The sequence below is a fragment of the Paenibacillus sp. FSL L8-0502 genome (assembly GCF_038593055.1).
Classification (GTDB): Bacteria; Bacillota; Bacilli; order Paenibacillales; family Paenibacillaceae; genus Paenibacillus; species Paenibacillus polymyxa_D.
On sequence record NZ_CP151958.1, the window covers coordinates 297,421 to 314,590 of the forward strand.

The 17,170-nt window shown below is 46.5% G+C and carries 16 protein-coding genes; 12 read left to right on the plus strand and 4 right to left on the minus strand.

The window, feature by feature from the left end:
- Positions 1 to 299: 299 nt before the first annotated feature.
- Positions 300 to 1,799, plus strand: coding sequence for a monooxygenase (locus NSQ57_RS01275; protein ID WP_342425520.1), 1,500 nt, complete (start codon positions 300 to 302; stop codon positions 1,797 to 1,799).
- A gap of 103 nt (positions 1,800 to 1,902) precedes the next feature.
- Entirely contained in the window at positions 1,903 to 2,406 is a 504-nt protein-coding gene (locus tag NSQ57_RS01280; RefSeq protein ID WP_049816963.1) for a MarR family transcriptional regulator, read from the plus strand.
- Between the two features lie 81 nt (positions 2,407 to 2,487).
- Here NSQ57_RS01280 and NSQ57_RS01285 read toward each other — a convergent pair whose 3' ends face one another.
- Together NSQ57_RS01285 and NSQ57_RS01290 are read right to left on the minus strand one after the other, a co-directional pair.
- On the minus strand, positions 2,488 to 3,417 hold the full coding sequence (locus NSQ57_RS01285) for a response regulator (protein ID WP_013308322.1): 930 nt from the start codon (positions 3,415 to 3,417) through the stop codon (positions 2,488 to 2,490).
- A gap of 5 nt (positions 3,418 to 3,422) precedes the next feature.
- Positions 3,423 to 4,727, minus strand: a complete 1,305-nt coding sequence (locus NSQ57_RS01290; RefSeq protein WP_029516894.1) for a sensor histidine kinase — start codon at positions 4,725 to 4,727, stop codon at positions 3,423 to 3,425.
- Between the two features lie 212 nt (positions 4,728 to 4,939).
- On the opposite strand from NSQ57_RS01290, the gene NSQ57_RS01295 reads away from it, so the two are divergent.
- The 9 genes from NSQ57_RS01295 to NSQ57_RS01335 all read left to right on the plus strand — a co-directional run bounded on the left by NSQ57_RS01295 (position 4,940) and on the right by NSQ57_RS01335 (position 14,680).
- Positions 4,940 to 6,193, plus strand: coding sequence for a cation:dicarboxylase symporter family transporter (locus tag NSQ57_RS01295; RefSeq protein ID WP_069010145.1), 1,254 nt, complete (start codon positions 4,940 to 4,942; stop codon positions 6,191 to 6,193).
- A 258-nt stretch (positions 6,194 to 6,451) separates the two neighbouring features.
- Positions 6,452 to 7,963, plus strand: a complete 1,512-nt coding sequence (locus tag NSQ57_RS01300) for a PAS domain-containing protein (protein ID WP_029516892.1) — start codon at positions 6,452 to 6,454, stop codon at positions 7,961 to 7,963.
- A gap of 131 nt (positions 7,964 to 8,094) precedes the next feature.
- On the plus strand, positions 8,095 to 8,457 hold the full coding sequence (locus tag NSQ57_RS01305) for a DUF1304 domain-containing protein (RefSeq protein WP_013308326.1): 363 nt from the start codon (positions 8,095 to 8,097) through the stop codon (positions 8,455 to 8,457).
- A gap of 157 nt (positions 8,458 to 8,614) precedes the next feature.
- Positions 8,615 to 10,234, plus strand: a complete 1,620-nt coding sequence (locus NSQ57_RS01310; protein WP_342425521.1) for an ABC transporter substrate-binding protein — start codon at positions 8,615 to 8,617, stop codon at positions 10,232 to 10,234.
- A gap of 72 nt (positions 10,235 to 10,306) precedes the next feature.
- Positions 10,307 to 11,257, plus strand: a complete 951-nt coding sequence (locus NSQ57_RS01315) for an ABC transporter permease (RefSeq protein WP_029516889.1) — start codon at positions 10,307 to 10,309, stop codon at positions 11,255 to 11,257.
- 4 nt (positions 11,258 to 11,261) lie between these two features.
- Positions 11,262 to 12,107 carry an ABC transporter permease gene (locus NSQ57_RS01320; protein ID WP_342425522.1) on the plus strand — a complete coding sequence of 282 codons (846 nt, stop codon included), beginning with the start codon at positions 11,262 to 11,264 and terminating at the stop codon, positions 12,105 to 12,107.
- A gap of 75 nt (positions 12,108 to 12,182) precedes the next feature.
- Complete coding sequence (locus tag NSQ57_RS01325) at positions 12,183 to 13,220, plus strand: ABC transporter ATP-binding protein (RefSeq protein WP_342426109.1); 1,038 nt, start codon at positions 12,183 to 12,185, stop codon at positions 13,218 to 13,220.
- Positions 13,192 to 14,175 (plus strand): ATP-binding cassette domain-containing protein, encoded by a 984-nt coding sequence (locus tag NSQ57_RS01330; RefSeq protein ID WP_342425523.1) that lies wholly within the window; start codon positions 13,192 to 13,194, stop codon positions 14,173 to 14,175. Before NSQ57_RS01325 ends, NSQ57_RS01330 begins: the two co-directional genes overlap by 29 nt.
- Positions 14,176 to 14,224: 49 nt before the next feature.
- Entirely contained in the window at positions 14,225 to 14,680 is a 456-nt protein-coding gene (locus tag NSQ57_RS01335) for a hypothetical protein (protein ID WP_342425524.1), read from the plus strand.
- A 69-nt stretch (positions 14,681 to 14,749) separates the two neighbouring features.
- On the opposite strand, the gene NSQ57_RS01340 is transcribed toward NSQ57_RS01335, so the two are convergent.
- Positions 14,750 to 15,364: a hypothetical protein gene (locus NSQ57_RS01340; RefSeq protein ID WP_342425525.1), complete on the minus strand. Its 615-nt coding sequence runs from the start codon at positions 15,362 to 15,364 to the stop codon at positions 14,750 to 14,752.
- The gene (locus NSQ57_RS01345) at positions 15,357 to 16,232 is read right to left on the minus strand and encodes a S16 family serine protease (protein ID WP_342425526.1); all 876 of its coding nucleotides are present in this window, start codon (positions 16,230 to 16,232) and stop codon (positions 15,357 to 15,359) included. The genes NSQ57_RS01340 and NSQ57_RS01345 overlap by 8 nt, the downstream gene beginning before the upstream one ends.
- A 164-nt stretch (positions 16,233 to 16,396) precedes the next feature.
- On the opposite strand from NSQ57_RS01345, the gene NSQ57_RS01350 reads away from it, so the two are divergent.
- Positions 16,397 to 16,954 carry a GNAT family N-acetyltransferase gene (locus tag NSQ57_RS01350; RefSeq protein ID WP_029516882.1) on the plus strand — a complete coding sequence of 186 codons (558 nt, stop codon included), beginning with the start codon at positions 16,397 to 16,399 and terminating at the stop codon, positions 16,952 to 16,954.
- Positions 16,955 to 17,170: the final 216 nt, after the last annotated feature.

Sequence of the window (17,170 nt, forward strand, 5' to 3'; positions counted from 1 at the left end):
TCATCCCTTCGATGGAGAGTTTATTCTAGCTTAGTCTCATTTAAAGATTATACAATTATATTTTATAAAATGGAAATGAGTGCATGATTTAAAGTAAGGGTAGAAATCACTATAATAAAGTAGTTGATAATTGTTATCAATTAAATTACAATATTATTGTTTCGAGAGAAACAATAAAAAAGTCTTTATATGTTGTTTCGTACATGCGGAAATGTTGAGGGGAGCTTTCCGTATGTATATATTGTTTCTTGTGAAACAATTAGGTGGTGGAAATAAAGATGTTAGATAGGGGTGTGAACATGGATTACGAGGTGATTGTAGTAGGCGGTGGACCTGTTGGAATGTGGTTAGCTGCTGAGTTGGCATTAGCAAACGTAAGCGTATGTGTAATTGAACGTTTAGAGGAGCCCAGTGGCCAGTCGCGTGCGCTTACGCTACATCCACGGACGCTTGAGATGTTTGATATGCGTGGATTGAAGGAGCGGTTTATGAAGCGCGGCAGACCTATACGTACGGGTCACTTTACAATGCTGAATACCCGCTTGGATTTTTCTGTGCTTGATAGTTCTTCTAATTATACGTTGTTTATTCCACAGGTGATTACAGAGCAAGTGATCGAGGAGCATGCGCTCAAGCTGGGAGTTGTCGTCCATCGTGGCATGGAAGTGGTATCTGTGCGAGAGCACGAGCAGGGCGTAGAGGTGGTGAGTGTATGCGCATCTGGACCACAAGCCAATGTATCGGTAATGAAGGCTGCTTATGTCGTAGGAGCGGATGGGGCTGGGAGCATCGTGCGTAAACAAGCCGGGATTGCTTTTCCGGGCACGGATACGACTTTGACCGCTGTATTGGCGGATGTAGAGTTAGCCAATCCGCCTGAAAGTGGCGTACATTCCGAATATAGTGAACGAGGTGGGGTGATGATTGCCCCCGTGTATTCAGATATTTATCGGGTTATTTTGACTACACCGCGAATGATGGAGATTCCGAAGGACGTACCTGTGACGCTGGAAGAAGTGCAGACAGGACTGTATGATCTGCTCGGTACAGATCTTGGGGTATCCAATCCTCGCTGGTTATCTCGATTCGGGAATGCAACGCGGCAGGCGCAGACCTATCGTAAAGGGAGAATCCTGCTGGCAGGTGATGCTGCGCATATCCACTTCCCGGCAGGTGGACAGGGAATGAATGTTGGCTTGCAAGAGGCGGCAAATCTGGGATGGAAGCTGGCCGGAGTGATTCGTGGCTGGGCTCCAGACACGCTGCTGAGTAGCTATCATGAGGAACGTTATCCGGTTAATACGCAGTTCTTACGGAATACCGAGGTTCAGACCCGCTTATTGGACTTTACGCCTGCTGTATTGGCACATCGCCAATTGCATGAGGAATGGTTCCGCCATCCGGAAATTAATCAATCTATGGCAGAGCAGATTAGTGCACTGGATGTATGTTATCCAGCGGCTGGCAATATACCGCAGCATCCACTGAACGGGAAACGGTTTGCTGATTTTGAATTGCATTTGCCTGACGGAATGACAACGTATGCTTACGATCTTCTTCATGAAGGCCGCTTTGTACTTCTCCATCTTGCACAGGATAATGAGGTATCGAATGAGTTTCACCATAGCTCACTTTCACATATTTCATATGTGGAGGCCGTAGCCGAGGAAGTGCCCGTGGGATGGAGAGATGTGCATACGGTTCTCATCCGTCCGGATGGGTATATCGCTTGGGCCATTTCTATGAAACAAACGGATATATTGAGTGTGATTAAGGAAGGCATTGCCACATTGGTATAAAGGGGAAAGGGTATGTTCATAACATGACCATATTGTTTCTTGTGAAACAAATGTGGGCTATAATGAAAGGAGGAGTATGCCAAAGGAGTGACTACTTGTTCGTATGGAAAAGGCGACATCGGTTCAGCATGTCTATGATTTGCTTATTAAGATGAATCATCAGTGGGAGCAGCATCAGCAAAGAGAGAGCATGACCTTTCTCGAAGAAATCCGCGAGCACTTTGATGGAATGACTTCGCTCAATATGACGGATGTACACGTTATGGATTGTATCGGGCAGCATGAGCCGATCAATGTTACAACCTTAGCGCAACGAATGGAGCTGAGCAAAGGTACCGTTTCGAAAGTCAGCACCAAGCTGCTCAAGGAAGGCTGGATTCGCAGAACCCAGCTGAACGACAACAAAAAAGAAATTTATTTTCGGCTAACCCCGTTGGGAAAAAAACTCTTTCTTGTACATGAGCGACTGCATGCTGAGGTACAGCAACAGTTATTTCAATTTTTAAATCGTTACAGCTCAGAAGAACTGAATGTCTTGAAACGTCTGCTGTCCGATGGTGTAGATCTCTTGGAAGCTATGGAGTGGCAGGGAAAGAGTCTGGATTAAAGAGATATCTAATCATCAACGATGGGCACCTGTTTTATCTCCGAGTAATAGATACATGAGGAGATGCAGGTGCGTTTTCTCTTAATGCAATAGTCGTTTTGCTTCCATATAGAGCACCTGTACGAACTTTTTCGTATTAATGCGGGCTTGGGACAGTGAAGGCTCCACATTGTTTTGTAGCTCCAGCATTTTTTTGCGGATTTCTGTAAAGTCAAAAAATTTGGATGCATAATTTTCAAATTTAGGATGGGTATAGTCAGTCAACCCGAGCGATACTATATGGCTTAGCGTCTGGAAAATAGCGCGGCGGACACGCTGCTCCGATGCTTTAATTTCCTTACTCAGCTCTACTGCTGAGGCTGAAGCCCCTAACCGTTTGGATGCTACATTAGCAAATATATCCTTCAACGGCGGGAACAGATAGGGAGACAGATTGCCTGTTTCCTCCTCATACTGGTCCAGAAATTCCAGCATGTCCAACAAATCCATACTCCCAGCTTCGCCGATCATTCCCATCTCGGAGAGCAGAAACTGCCCGGAAGTTACGATGTTTCGGGTCGGTTCAATCGTTGCCGTTGGGTTATTCGATGTGAACATCGACAACCCTTGAAGCGTCCGCTGGATATCCGTAATCGACTGCTGCATACGCAGACGCTCAGCCACCTTATGAATAACTGCAATAATCTCCAGTCGATTCAAAGGCTTGGCCACATAATATTCAATACCGAGCGAGTACGCCTCGCCGATCATGTTTTTGGATTCGATGCGAGAAATCATAATGATTTTGCCGCTGAATTGATCGCCGAGTGCACGCACGGTCTGAATGCCGTCACGAAGCGGCATCAGCAAGTCAATTAGCAATACATCAATCCGGTTCAGCTCCAGCAGGCCGCTATTCACATAGGAACCATCCTCCGCTTCCCCGATGACTTCCCCTAGACCTTCGTCTTCAATAATGTCTGCCAGCATAGAACGAATCCCTTGATCGTCATCCACAATATAAAAACGCATCCGGGCTATCTTCCTTTCTCCGTCAGTTTCCGTAAAGGCAATGTAATTCTAAAAGTGGTCTGTAATCTATCTGTATTCTCTTCCTCAATCTGTTGTAGTTCAATCGTTCCTTCAAGGCTCTCCGCGACCTCACGTACATAAAACAATCCCATACCGGTGGACGGTTGTCCTTCCTCATCATACTTGGTCGTATACCCTGGTGTGAAGACCATTTCCCGTTTCCGCTGAGGAATACCCGGACCGTTGTCGGTAACACTAAATGAAGCTATATCCTCTTTTCCCGGAAGACAGCGAATAGAAACGTCAATCCTTCCGTCGTCCCTCATGGCTTCAACCGCATTGGCTGTCAGGTTATTAATAAGTGTCAGAACGGTATAAACATGTAGCTTGGGCAACAAAGGATCGACATCTAGGGTAAAACGAATAGACTTGTCCAGTGATTGGGCGTACTTGCTGTTCGTTCGGATGATGAGCTCCCCAAGCTCTTGAGAAGCCATGTAATGCACTCCGCTTTCGGCATCAATCAGCTTGGACAAACCAGCAAAAATCCGCTGGCTGTCTTTTTTAATCTCGTGAACCTGTCCGGAAATACGAAGTGCCTGTCTGGCGTAATGTTCTCTATCCTTTAGAGATTCATCCTGTTGCAGTTCACGGTACAGCTCGTAGCTTTCACGAGTGATTTGTTCTGCATGTGACAGCGTTTTGCCTAACTGGACCGACTCCTCATACAAGTCTGATACAAGAAGTAAAATTCGCTCCGTCTGCTGTCTTTGTGCCTCTTCATGCTGGACCGATTGATTTAACCGAATCATATTATAAAACCCAAGCACGAAGAAGCTGCGGATCATAGCCATAAAAGCTACTTTACTGATCTTAATGATGTCCCAGAAATCGCCGTCAATACTCCACCGGACGCTAAGTTCCGACACACTTGCGGCAACCTCAATCCCTACAGAGAGGATACCCACACGGAGTGCGCGGTAAGGCTCAGCATTAATGTTAAGGAGCTGGAAGAGCAGACCGTAGACCATGTAATAAAAAAAGGTAGGGCCATGCAAGATCAGCAACTCTTCGAAGAGAAGACTGGACTGAGTGTAATGATTGAGTAAGATGCGAAAGGCGACTACCGCTATCCCTGCAAGCACTCCCGATAATGCAGGCGGAATATGACGAATAGATAACAGAAAGAAAAAAAATACAGGCGTACCAAAGCTGAGACGGAATGTATTAGCGAACGGGTGAATATTCAGCTCACCTGCGAGCGGTACAAATACAAGCATGAGCAGGAAAAGGAGCGTGTTCAACTTCATTCATATTCACCTCCTGGGTATTCAGTCAGAAAGGCAATGTGAGCTAAATTCACAGGCTCGTCGTTAAAGTTTGTGAATTTATAGAAAAAAATAAATGCAGCTGTAGATAATTGTCGGTTTTTATAGATCAGATTGTAGTATAAATAACATCATTTGAATATTAAGAACAGCATACTGCAAAAATATACAAATCAGCCAGGGGGGGACACGAAGTGAAAAAGATTAATTTGACGATGCAAATCTTTATCGGTCTGGCTTTAGGTATTATTATTGGTGCCTTATTTTACGGCAATTCAGGGGTGGAAGTCTACTTAAAGCCAATCGGCGATATTTTCATCCGTTTGATCAAGATGATTGTCGTGCCTATTGTGATCTCAACGCTCATTATCGGCGTTGCCGGCGTGGGCGATATGAAAAAACTAGGTAAACTTGGCGGAAAGTCCATTCTGTACTTTGAGATTGTAACGACAGTCGCCATCCTGTTCGGACTGCTTGTTGCCAACCTGGTTCGACCTGGTGACGGCGTGGACATGTCCCACCTGGCGAAGAGTGATATCCATTCCTATGTGGAGACTGCAGAGAAGTCAGGCCATAGCTTTATAGATACGATTGTGCATATTGTTCCTACCAATGTTATTCAAGCTCTGGGCGAGGGAGATATGCTCGCTATTATATTCTTCTCCGTACTGTTTGGACTAGGGGTAGCGGCGATTGGTGACAAGGGCAAGCCTGTGCTGAATTTCTTTGAAGGCGTAGCCGACGCCATGTTCTGGGTAACCAATCAGGTCATGCGCCTGGCTCCGTTCGGAGTATTTGCACTGATTGGAACGACAGTGGCCAAGTTTGGGTTGGCTTCATTATGGCCGTTATTAAAGCTTGTTTTGTCGGTGTACGGCTCCATGGCGCTGTTCATTGTGATTGTTTTCGGAATTATCGCCAAGCTGTGCGGTACCCGTCTCTGGACCATGATTAAAATTTTGAAAAGTGAGCTGTTGCTTGCATATTCGACGGCCAGTTCGGAAAGTGTTTTGCCTAAGATCATGGAGAAGATGGAGAAGTTCGGATGTCCTAAAGGAATTACGTCCTTTGTCATTCCGATTGGGTATTCTTTTAATCTGGACGGTTCCACCCTGTATCAGGCACTGGCTGCGATTTTCATTGCCCAAATGTATGGTATTGATCTGCCAATCACGACACAGATCACGCTGGTACTAGTATTAATTATTTCTTCCAAAGGTATTGCAGGTGTGCCGGGTGCTTCCTTTGTCGTTTTGCTCGCTACGCTTGGAGCAGTGAACCTCCCGCTGGAGGGTTTGGCTTTTATCGCTGGTATTGATCGCATTCTGGATATGGCGCGTACGGTAGTTAATGTATTAGGTAACTCGCTTGCCGCTGTGGTCATGTCCAAATGGGAAGGCCAATATGATAAAGAAAAGGGCGAGGAATACGTTGCTTCAATTAAATAAGATATAACGAACTGAATAGTTGACAGAAAGAGCACTTTTGCGCAGTAATGCAAAGGTGCCCTTTCTGTTTCCAGACTTGTTAGAATTCTTCCTTTTTCGACATTTTTCGATGTTTCCTGTATGGAATTATAGGTATATGGACATGAAAAATAAGTCTTAATGCCTATGTAATTAAAGATTTAATTATAATGATTCTTAATAAAATTCCGATATTAAATTATACCGTTTTATATATTGGCTTAGAAGGGAAGATCATATATGTTTCTCAAGAAAAATGAGTCTCAATCACTTGCTCCTTTAGTAGAAGAAAGCCGCAAACTTTCACAAAGAATACAGCAAAAAGATTATTCTGCTGCAATACAGGTTTCCTCAGCTTCTCCTGAGGTTCAAGAAATCGCAAACAATGTTAACCAAGCGATAGAGTCCATGAAAAATGATGCTCAACATGTTGATATCCGTTTGAAGCTTGTTACCAAGGCTATAGAGATTGGCTTATGGGACATGGAGGTCATTGCGGGTGATCCTGTCAATCCAAGTAATACGTTCACATGGTCAGAAGAATTCCGTTCTATGCTGGGGTATCAGAGCGAAAAGGACTTCCCTAATGTATTAGATAGCTGGTCATCTCGGCTGCATCCCGAAGATTATGACAGGTCTTTGGCAGAATTGTCTGATCATTTACTGGACTTTACGGGAAAGACCCCTTATGACGTACAGTATCGTTTGAGGCTGAAGCATGGAGAATATCGTTGGTTCCGGGCTACCGGAACGACGATCCGTGACCAGCAGGGAGTGCCGCTTCGGATTGCAGGCGCTCTGTTGGATGTGCACGATCAGAAGATTAAGTCTGAGGAGCTTCAGGCATTGGTTACAAGATACGATCTCATTAATCGTGTTTTGGTGGAGGCTCCTTACGATGTAAACATTATTGGAGGAGACATTGAGAATCCGGATAGTATATTTTGGTGGTCACCGCAATTCCGGGCTACGCTGGGCTTTAAGGATGAGCAAGATTTCCCAAGCAAGCTTAGCAGTTGGGCTTCAATTCTGTATCCTGAGGACGCCGAAATGGCGATTAAAGTTTTGAATGATCATTTAAATGATTATACAGGGCGCACACCTTATGAAATGGAATGTCGTTTGGTGCGTAAGAATGGTGAGCATCGCTGGTATTATTGCAGTGGAAAAACATTGCGCGATAGCAAGGGAGTGCCTATTCGGATTGCGGGTACCATTCGTGACATTACAATAGAAAAGGAAAAGCAGGCTATTGCGGATGAACTCACGCTCAAGATCCAGCATCTCTCCGATTCCATTACGGAAATGGTGAATGGTGTTAATTCGGTTAGTAACCAAGCGCAGGAGCTGGCTACGGCTCAGGAGCAATCGACAGACGCAGCGAATCAAGCCAAAGTCAGTGCAGAAGAGACACAAAACATTTCCAACTTCATTAAAGAGATTGCAAATCAAACGAATCTGCTGGGTCTGAATGCTGCCATTGAGGCATCGCGTGCGGGCGAGCAGGGGCGGGGTTTTGCGGTAGTCGCAGATGAAGTGAGAAAACTCGCTATTCACAGTGCTGATGCGACCGGAAATATCGAGACCAGTCTGGACGAAATGAAGACACTCATCGAGCGGATTTTGCACAATATCGGGAACATGTCTACGCTGACACAGACACAAGCCGCCCTAACTCAGCAAGTGAATGCATCTACGGACGAGATCAACAGCATGTCCAAAGCTTTGTTGGATTTCGCGAGAACGATGTAAGGCTTCATGTAGAAATGAGGCCGGGCCTAAGGTTCGGTCTCTTTACTGTTTTTGGAAGATGAACTATACTTTTTGAGGATCGATCTAAAAATCACCTCATAGTAACTTTATGTGGAAAAGAGGAACATACCTTGAGCTTACTTAGTTCAATATTGGTCGGAATTGTAGCTCTGGAACATGTGTACATTCTAATATTGGAAATGTTTCTGTGGACGACTCCGCGGGCGATGCGTACGTTCGGGACCTCGAAGGAGCTGGCGGAAGCAAGCAAATCCCTGGCAGCAAATCAGGGGCTGTATAACGGATTTCTGGCAGCCGGATTGGTGTGGGGCTTGTTCTATCCGGAACCTGTAATCGGGCGGCAAATCCAATTATTCTTTGTCATTTGTGTGGTAGTGGCTGCGGTATATGGTGCATTAACTGCCAACAAGTCTATTTTATTAAAGCAAGGTCTGCCTGCCATCCTGGCACTGATCAGTTTGTGGATACTCTGAAGACACCCTTACCGGGTGTCTTTTTTCTAGATTCGATCACATAATGTCTGGAATGCTAATGACAAGGGGAATAAACAGTTTTTGACCGATTGTAAATCCGACTATTCCGATTTATAATAAATTTATTACATATTAAGAGAACACGGGGGCTAGAGCGATGCGTCGTAATTTGACTGGTGTATTGGTATTCATTGTATTGATGTTGGTTGTAAGTGCATGCTCCGGCGGTAATTCTGGATCTACGTCTGAGACGAATGGAAATACGACTGGTGCAGCTACCACAACAGCTGATAACGGACAGCCTAAAGATGGTGGCAGCCTGATCATTGGCGTACAAGCTGATCCGGTGGTGCTGAATCCGAACTATGCGGGTGATCGGGTAAGTCTGACGATAGACCAGGCGATATTCGCACCATTATTTCAAGTGAACAATGGCAAAAAGACATTTTATTTGGCAGACAGTCTGACTCCTTCAGCAGACAAGCTGACGTATACACTAAAACTGAAAAAAAATCTGACTTGGCATGATGGAGAGAAGCTGACAGCTGACGATGTTGTTTTCACCATTAACAAAATTTTGGATGAGAAGCAGCACAGCTTTTTGAGAAGTAATTTTATGGTTAATGGCAAACCGGTTCAGGTAAGCAAGGTTGATGATACAACAGTGGATTTCAAGCTTCCTCAGCCAGCTCCTGCTTTTGAGGCAGCATTGGTACAGGTATCCCCGATTCCGAAGCACATTTTCGAGAATGAAGCGGATATTGAGAAAAGCACGAAAAACAACTCACCGATTGGATCAGGTCCTTTCAAATTTAAAGAGTACAAAACCGGTGAGTACGTTACACTTGAACGGTTCGATAACTATGTTGGTGGCAAGCCGCATTTGGATTCAGTAACATATCGGATTGTTAAAGATTCGAATGCTGCGAATTTGGCTCTTCAAAATGGTGAGATCAATGTAAACTATCTAGATCCGCAAAATGTGGAGACCATTAAAGCAACAGATAAGTTTGACATTTTCCCTTACAGCGAAGGTCGCTTGGCTTATCTGATGTTTAATGAAAACAGTGATACGAAGCAGTTGAACAAAAAAGAAGTGCGTCAGGCGCTTTCTTATGCATTAAGTCAGGATGAGTTGATTCAAGTTTCCTATGGCTCCAAGGATTATGCAGACACTGCAAAATCTGCTCTGACACAGGACGTACTGTATCACACGAACGACGTTGCATTTTTTAATAATGATGTGAACAAAGCAAAAGAGCTGCTGAAATCGGCTGGAGCTGAAGGACTGAAACTGCGCATTATCATTCCGGGCGGTAACAAGGTACAGGAAGCACAAGCACTCTATATCCAGCAGAAGTTAAAGGACATAGGCGTTCAGCTGGACGTGAACAGCATGGATTCATCGGCATGGTCGCAAAAGTTCGTCGATACGAATGCCAAGGACTTTGATCTGGCGATCAGCGGCTACATCATGGGGTATGACCCTGACGCATATCGTATTTTGTATAGCACCGGATCATCCTCCAACTATTCGCATTATTCGAATAAGGAAGTGGATAAACTGCTGGAAGAGGGCGCGGGTGAGTCGGATACGACTAAACGTGGAGAAATTTATAAAAAGGTACAAGAGCTGCTGGCTGAGGATGCTGTCATCTATCCGATTGCTTACACCAAGACTATTGTAGCCTTCGACAAGCAGTATGGCGGTATTGATCAGGCTGTGCTGAAGCCGGTCGTGATTTTCGAGGATTTGTCCAAAATTTATCACAAATAAGACAGGGTTTTCAAAAATAAGCTGGGCTAACCAGCTTATTTTTTTCGAAAACAGCAAGGGGAAGGGAAACGTATGAGACAACTCATCGCCAGAAGGTTGCTGCAAGTTATACCGATGCTATTTTTTGTGTCCATCGTCTGCTTCGGCTTGATCAAGCTGGCCCCAGGTGATCCGGTTCTCTCTTTTGTTACACCGAATATGCATCTGGAAGACATTGAACGAATGAGGCATAGCTTGGGGCTGGACCAGCCCGCTTACGTGCAGTACATATTATGGCTTAAAAAGAGTCTAACGGGTGATCTCGGCTACTCGCTAATTAATCACCAGCCCGTGCTGGATCAGATTCTCGACCGTCTCCCGGCTACAGCCGGGTTAATGGGCGCATCCATCATACTTGCTGTGCTGGTTGCCATCCCACTTGGTTTGACGGCTGCGGCGAATCGGAATCGCTGGATCGACAAGCTCATTAATCTGATGTCGTACATCGGGATTTCTGTTCCGCTGTTTTGGCTCGGTATTTTACTTATTTATTTGTTTGCGATTTATCTGCATTGGCTTCCGAGTACTGGGATGCGTACCATCGGTACGGACTCGGTGCTGGATGTGATCAAGCATGGGATTTTACCATGTTTTGTACTGGCCTTCGGTTTTCTGTCTGTGTATGTGAGGTACATCCGTTCCAGCACAATTACGCAGCTCAAGGAAGAGTACGTGCAGATTCAATACGCGTTCGGGTCTGGAAAAAGACTAGTTTTGTTTCGACATGTGCTCAAGCATGTGCTGCTGCCCATCATTACGCTGCTCGGAATGTCGGTTGCGGACTTGGTGGCTGGAGCCATTGTGACGGAGACGGTATTTTCCTGGCCGGGCATTGGCTCGCTGGGCATGACGGCGGTAAAAGGGATGGATTATCCTGTCATCATGGGGATTACTTTATTTTCCGCTCTGCTGCTGATCCTGGGTAATCTGCTTGCGGATATCTTGTACAGCATTGCGGACCCGAGAATTAAATCAACGAGGTGAATTCATGAATCGGAGCAAATGGCGCAACATCGGGATCGAGCTGATGACGAGCAAAATGGGCGCCGTCGCCCTCATACTATTGATTGTATTTTCGCTGGGGGCGATTTTCGCATTTTTATCGCCGCAGGACCCGAATAAGTTGAACGTGCTGGAGCGTCTCCAACCACCGGGAGCGGCACACTGGTTTGGAACGGATGATTATGGGCGGGACTATTTTACAAGAGCACTGTACGGCGGACGTGTATCATTGCTGGTAGGCTTCGCGTCCATGATTATTGCGACCAGTATCGGTGCAGTGGTAGGTATTGTGAGCGGGTATTTTGGAGGATGGATCGACAATCTGCTTATGCGGGTTTTGGAGCTGATCATGTCGATTCCGTCTTTCTTGGTTATTTTGCTGCTGAGTGTGTTTTTGAAGCCGGGCGTCGGCAATATCATTGTCATTATCGCCTTGCTCATGTGGATGAACATTGCCCGGGTGGTCCGTGCAGAGACAATGACGTTGCGTGAACGGGAGTATGTACTATACGCCAAAGCTTCGGGACAAAGTACGTTTGGTATTATTATGAAGCACATTGTACCGAATCTGATTCCGATAATTATCGTAGGGGCGACGAACAATATCGCTTCAGCAATTATGATGGAATCGTCACTGAGCTTCCTCGGCTTTGGTGTTCAGCTGCCGAATGCTACGTGGGGCAGTATGCTGAATAATGCCCAAGGATATATTGCACAGGCCCCATATATGGCATTGTTTCCGGGATTGCTTATTTTACTGACTGTGTTGAGCTTTAATGTTTTGGGAGATGTGCTGCGTGTAGGCTTTGAACCCAAATTAGTAAAACGATGATTCATAGTTTCATAGATTCATAGTACAGGCCCATTACAAATGGCTCCAGGAGCGATAGGAAGGAGCGAAAACACAATGACAGAACATCTACTGTCCGTCGAACAGCTGGAGGTCTCGTTTTTCACTCGTGAGGGGGAGAATCAGGCAGTTCGAGGGGTTAGTTTTCATATTGATGCTGGAGAAACGGTAGGAATCGTAGGAGAATCCGGCAGCGGCAAAAGTGTGACAGCGAAAGCGATCATGTCAATGATAGCCCCGCCGGGCAAGCGGCTGAACGGCGATATCCGTTATCGGGGACAAAGTCTGACCGCTCTGACGGAAAAGCAATGGCGAAAAATACGTGGAAACCAGATTGCGATGGTCTTTCAGGACCCGATGACCTCGCTGAATCCGGTCAAAAAGGTTGGCTATCACCTGGTCGAGGTGATTCGCAGACATCGAGGACTGAGCAAGGAAGCGGCTACGCAAGCAGCTGTAGAACTGCTGCGACAAGTAGGCATTACCGAGCCGGAGCGCCGAATGAACCAATACCCGCATCAATTCAGCGGCGGGATGCGCCAGCGGGTGATGATTGCTATGGCGCTCTCGTGCAGCCCGGAGCTGCTGATTGCAGATGAGCCGACTACAGCGCTGGACGTGACGATTCAGGCGCAAATCTTGGAGCTGCTCAAGTCTTTAAAGCAGCAATCCGACATGTCGATTGCTCTAATCACCCATGATCTGGGCGTCGTCGCCCAGGTGTGCAGCCGTGTCATCGTGATGTACGGCGGCATGGTGATGGAGGAGGGACGCGTGGACGATATCTTTTATCGTCCGGGCCACCCGTATACGCAGGGCCTGCTGCGTTCTGTGCCCCAGCGTACGAACGGCTTCCGAGAGCGGCTGGTGCCGATTGAGGGCACGCCGCCGGACCTGCTGAACCCGCCATCGGGCTGTCCGTTCATGGAACGGTGCCCGCATGCGTTTGCCCGCTGTGTAGAGCGGCCGCCGATGGTGGAGCTGCGCCCGGACCAGCGAGCAGCCTGCTGGTTGAACGAGCCGGACGCCGTGCCTGCTGGAGTCTACGAGACGCCCGAAGCGGGCCATGCGGAAGGGGGGAATAACGGTGAGTGAAGCAAACGATGTATTGGGTGAGCATCAGCCGTTGGTAGAGGTACACCAGCTTAAGAAGCATTTTGTGACCGCAAAGGATTTGTTAGGGCGTAGCTCTGAAGTACTCAAGGCGGTAGATGGCGTGAGCTTTCAAATCAAGCGTGGCGAGACGTTCGGACTGGTCGGTGAGTCAGGTAGTGGGAAATCAACGGTTGGACGCTGTCTGACGCGATTATACGATTATACAGAAGGTACGGTACGCTTTGACGGTCAGGATATTTCCAAGCTGAACGATAAACAGCTCAAGCCGCTGCGTCGGCGCATTCAGAGCATTTTTCAGGACCCATATTCCTCTCTTAATCCGGGTATGAACGTGCTTGAACTGATCGGTGAGCCGATGGATATTCACAGATTGCATCAGGGGAGTGAGCGTAAAGATGCTGTAGTGGCTTTGCTTGAAAAGGTAGGGCTGAAGCGGGAGCATCTGTATCGCTATTCGCATGAGTTCAGCGGCGGGCAGCGCCAGCGGATTTCCATCGCTCGTGCTCTGTCCGTGAACCCCGAGTTCATCGTCTGTGACGAGCCGATTTCGGCACTCGATGTGTCCATCCAGGCGCAGGTCATTAACACGCTGGAGGATCTTCAGCAGGAGTTCGGGCTGACGTACCTGTTCATCGCCCATGACTTGTCGATGGTGCGGCATATTTCAGACCGAATCGGTGTGATGTACCATGGGCGACTGGTAGAAGTAGCTGATGCAGATGAGTTGTATGAGCAGCCCGCTCATCCTTATACGCAGGCGCTGTTGTCCTCTATCCCTGTGCCTGATCCGAGAGCAGTCGGAGAGCGTGAGGGACTGGGGGGAGGCTTGGCCCAACCAGACGGTTCATTAGTATGGGACAAGGAGAACAACAGTGCGACCGAGCTGAGAGAAATCAGTCCCGGCCATTATGTAGCATATCCGGTTAACCGTTAGGGTTAAAAGCGGTCGTACGATGTGCATGACCCAAAGGAGGTAAAAAACGATGACTGAATCGACGAAAAGAGTACGTATTTCCCAATGGGACGCGCTCTTGCTGGAATCATTACGCTCTTTAGGCTGGTCCCAAGAGGAACTAATCCGTCGGGTGCAGCAAAATGAGCTGCCAACGAACGGACCATCCGATTTTGATTACACAGAGCTTGTCACCGGGCTGGCGTCCCAAGAGCCGGAGGTGTTTGTCAGCGCGGTAACGGAAGGATATCAGATCAAGTACAATACGATCCGGGGCATTCGTTCGTGGATTGCCGTTGCGTTCAGACGGGAGCCTGAGCTGTCCCTGGAGGAAGGAAGCGAAGCCGTTACATCCGAACTGACGAAGGCTGAGTATGATCGGCTTGGGCGGGTACTGTCATTAGGCTGGGTCATCCAGGAAGTACGTCCCGCGGAGGGCGAGACTTCAGGATTATACCGAATTGTACCTGCTTCACAGACGCATTAAATCCTGGGGATGAAGTAATATACTTTACCAGAAATTGAAACGAGCTGACGTGGAGGCCAGCTCGTTTTTTTATTGCAATTCTTCTTCATTTTTTTTATTCAGCATAACCAGACTATTGTGAATGATCCGTGTCATGCAGTAAAAGAAGGCCATTCTGGTGGTTTGCATAATAGCTCCCAACAACATGGACATCGATTCCATTTGGGAAAAATGTAAGATAAGAATCCGGTTAATAATTCCTTCACCAAACCAGACAAAATATAGCGGAACAATCATCTTTTGAATATAACGAGCTTTACGCCCCAATTCGGGGTGGAGCGCAAAGTACCTATAAATATGGGTGAATGTATTGGAGAATCCCCACAAGTTAATAAAAGGAATCATGCGAGCAATGGCTCCCACGGTACGAATCGGATAATCGGAATGTTTTTGCCGGATGGCTTTATGTACTTGAACTAGCCAGATCAGATAGGTTACAAAACACATGTAGTACAGAACAAAGCTAAAGACTGTAAATTTTTGCTCCAATTCGTATAGATGATCATAATAAAAATCATTTGCGTAAATATACACTAACGTAAAAATAAGGATAATAAATTCACCTATAGTGCCCACCGCTAGCAAGGCTTGGTGTACGCTGCCAGCTGTCTTGGATGGAAATGCTTTGGAATCTGATTCATTCAAGATGTACTTCCTCCCAGTCTAGTTGCTTCAAATACACGATAGCATCCTCCAGTGTTTCTACGGGGATAATGCGCAGCTTGAGTCCATGTTCCTTTTGGACTCGGGCAGCCTCTGCTTCGTTGCCTTCCTCCCCATACCATTCATAATCTGCCGGTACGAAAAATAGATCAACCTTTGCCGCCTCGGCTCCCAGCAGTTTTTGCTCCAGCCCACCGACCGATCCGACATCTCCGTATTCTTCCATCGTGCCAGTGCCTGCAATTTTGTGACGTCCGCCATCTGAAAAGTCGATGTTATTGGCTTCCTCATACAGTCCGATGCCTGTCATCAGACCCAAGGAATTCCCCGCAAGATCCTGCAAATGAGTCAATAGCTCCGCATAGCGAGCATCTTCCAATTTGCTAAGATTCGAGAAAGTTGTTGAATCACCACCTGTTTCGCTGTCTACACTTAATTCCGTCGCTGCATGTACAGCTTGCATAGCAGAATATTTTAGCGTGTCCGTCTCTGAAAGGTCCTCCAAATAAGAGTCCACTTCATCAGGGGTAATGGGTTCAAACTTAATCGCACCCCCGGATACATTTTCACTGGAATATACATTCCAACGCTCCAGGAGATTGTTAGCAATACCCGTTTGAACAGACGAAAAAAACACGCTTCCCTGAACGCCAAGATCTTTGACCGGATGCATTTCTCCTTGCAAAATATACTGTGCAGGCATAGGCCGTGTTCCAATAAAGGCGGCGATAGCCGGGATCAGCAGCAGCGCGAAAATGAGTATACGTTCTTTGTTAATGCCAAATATCTTTTTGAGGAGATATGGATTACGGCTTGGCACCTCATTCACAACCTTTCCAACTGTTCTCATACGGATATCATCGGTTGAAAAGATTAGAAAGGTTACATTTTTCACCATAAATGACCGATAAGAGTATAGTAGTATACATATTTTTAACGCTCTGCCAGATCACCGACGCTCTTTTTTTATGCTATATTTTATACATAAGGAAAATTAGAGAGCTGAGGTGCAGCATGACATCAATGACTATTGTCGAATCATCCGTCAAACCAGGATTAATGGCTTTTCAGGCAAGCACTGAAGATCAGGAGCAGGTTCAGGAGTTAATTTTAAAGACGGCCAGGTGGCTGCACAGCAAAGGCTCTACGCAATGGGGACGCTTACTAAAAGGAAAAGATGATCACAACCTAGGCGGCGCTATTGCACGTGGAGAAGTGATTATTTTCCGAGCATCAGAGGATCATGGCTTGGCAGGCGCAGTGATCTTGCAGCAGCAGCCCAGTGCATGGGACCGTAAGTTGTGGGGATTAGACGAAACGGATTCTGAGGGAGGAACCTCAGTATATCTGCATCGTTTGGTTGTGGATCGCGATAGCACCGGGAAGGGTCTAGGCCTTGAGCTGATGCAATGGATTGAACAAGGTATCCACTTTACAGGCAAGGATCGAATCCGTTTAGACTGTATTGCGGGCAATGACAAGCTTAGCGAGTTTTACAGACAATGCGGTTATACGTATATAGGCGAAACGAACGGCTATAATACTTTTGAAAAGATGCTAATAAAGATTTAGAAAACTGAATTATAGCTCAAGGAATACGAAAGAAGGAAGCAGGTGATCTGCATTCTTCTTTTTTTGTTGTGCAGCCTTTACTTTCCCTTGATCGCTGTCATATCAGAGTCCTCCAAAAGAGAAAATTTATATGAAAATGAAAATGGGGATATCGTGTCTCACCCTTCTACATATGATGATAGGGAAGTTTTGTAAGCGTTTTAAAATAGGAAGGCA

What these genes read in the sequence shown, in the direction of transcription:
- NSQ57_RS01275 (WP_342425520.1), top strand. Translation starts at nt 300, where the DNA reads ATGGATTACGAGGTGATTGTAGTAGGCGGTGGACCTGTTGGAATGTGG.
- NSQ57_RS01280 (WP_049816963.1), top strand. Translation starts at nt 1,903, where the DNA reads ATGGAAAAGGCGACATCGGTTCAGCATGTCTATGATTTGCTTATTAAG.
- NSQ57_RS01285 (WP_013308322.1), bottom strand. Translation starts at nt 3,417, where the DNA reads ATGCGTTTTTATATTGTGGATGACGATCAAGGGATTCGTTCTATGCTG.
- NSQ57_RS01290 (WP_029516894.1), bottom strand. Translation starts at nt 4,727, where the DNA reads ATGAAGTTGAACACGCTCCTTTTCCTGCTCATGCTTGTATTTGTACCG.
- NSQ57_RS01300 (WP_029516892.1), top strand. Translation starts at nt 6,452, where the DNA reads ATGTTTCTCAAGAAAAATGAGTCTCAATCACTTGCTCCTTTAGTAGAA.
- NSQ57_RS01310 (WP_342425521.1), top strand. Translation starts at nt 8,615, where the DNA reads ATGCGTCGTAATTTGACTGGTGTATTGGTATTCATTGTATTGATGTTG.
- NSQ57_RS01315 (WP_029516889.1), top strand. Translation starts at nt 10,307, where the DNA reads ATGAGACAACTCATCGCCAGAAGGTTGCTGCAAGTTATACCGATGCTA.
- NSQ57_RS01320 (WP_342425522.1), top strand. Translation starts at nt 11,262, where the DNA reads ATGAATCGGAGCAAATGGCGCAACATCGGGATCGAGCTGATGACGAGC.
- NSQ57_RS01325 (WP_342426109.1), top strand. Translation starts at nt 12,183, where the DNA reads ATGACAGAACATCTACTGTCCGTCGAACAGCTGGAGGTCTCGTTTTTC.
- NSQ57_RS01330 (WP_342425523.1), top strand. Translation starts at nt 13,192, where the DNA reads ATGCGGAAGGGGGGAATAACGGTGAGTGAAGCAAACGATGTATTGGGT.
- NSQ57_RS01335 (WP_342425524.1), top strand. Translation starts at nt 14,225, where the DNA reads ATGACTGAATCGACGAAAAGAGTACGTATTTCCCAATGGGACGCGCTC.
- NSQ57_RS01345 (WP_342425526.1), bottom strand. Translation starts at nt 16,232, where the DNA reads ATGAGAACAGTTGGAAAGGTTGTGAATGAGGTGCCAAGCCGTAATCCA.
- NSQ57_RS01350 (WP_029516882.1), top strand. Translation starts at nt 16,397, where the DNA reads ATGACATCAATGACTATTGTCGAATCATCCGTCAAACCAGGATTAATG.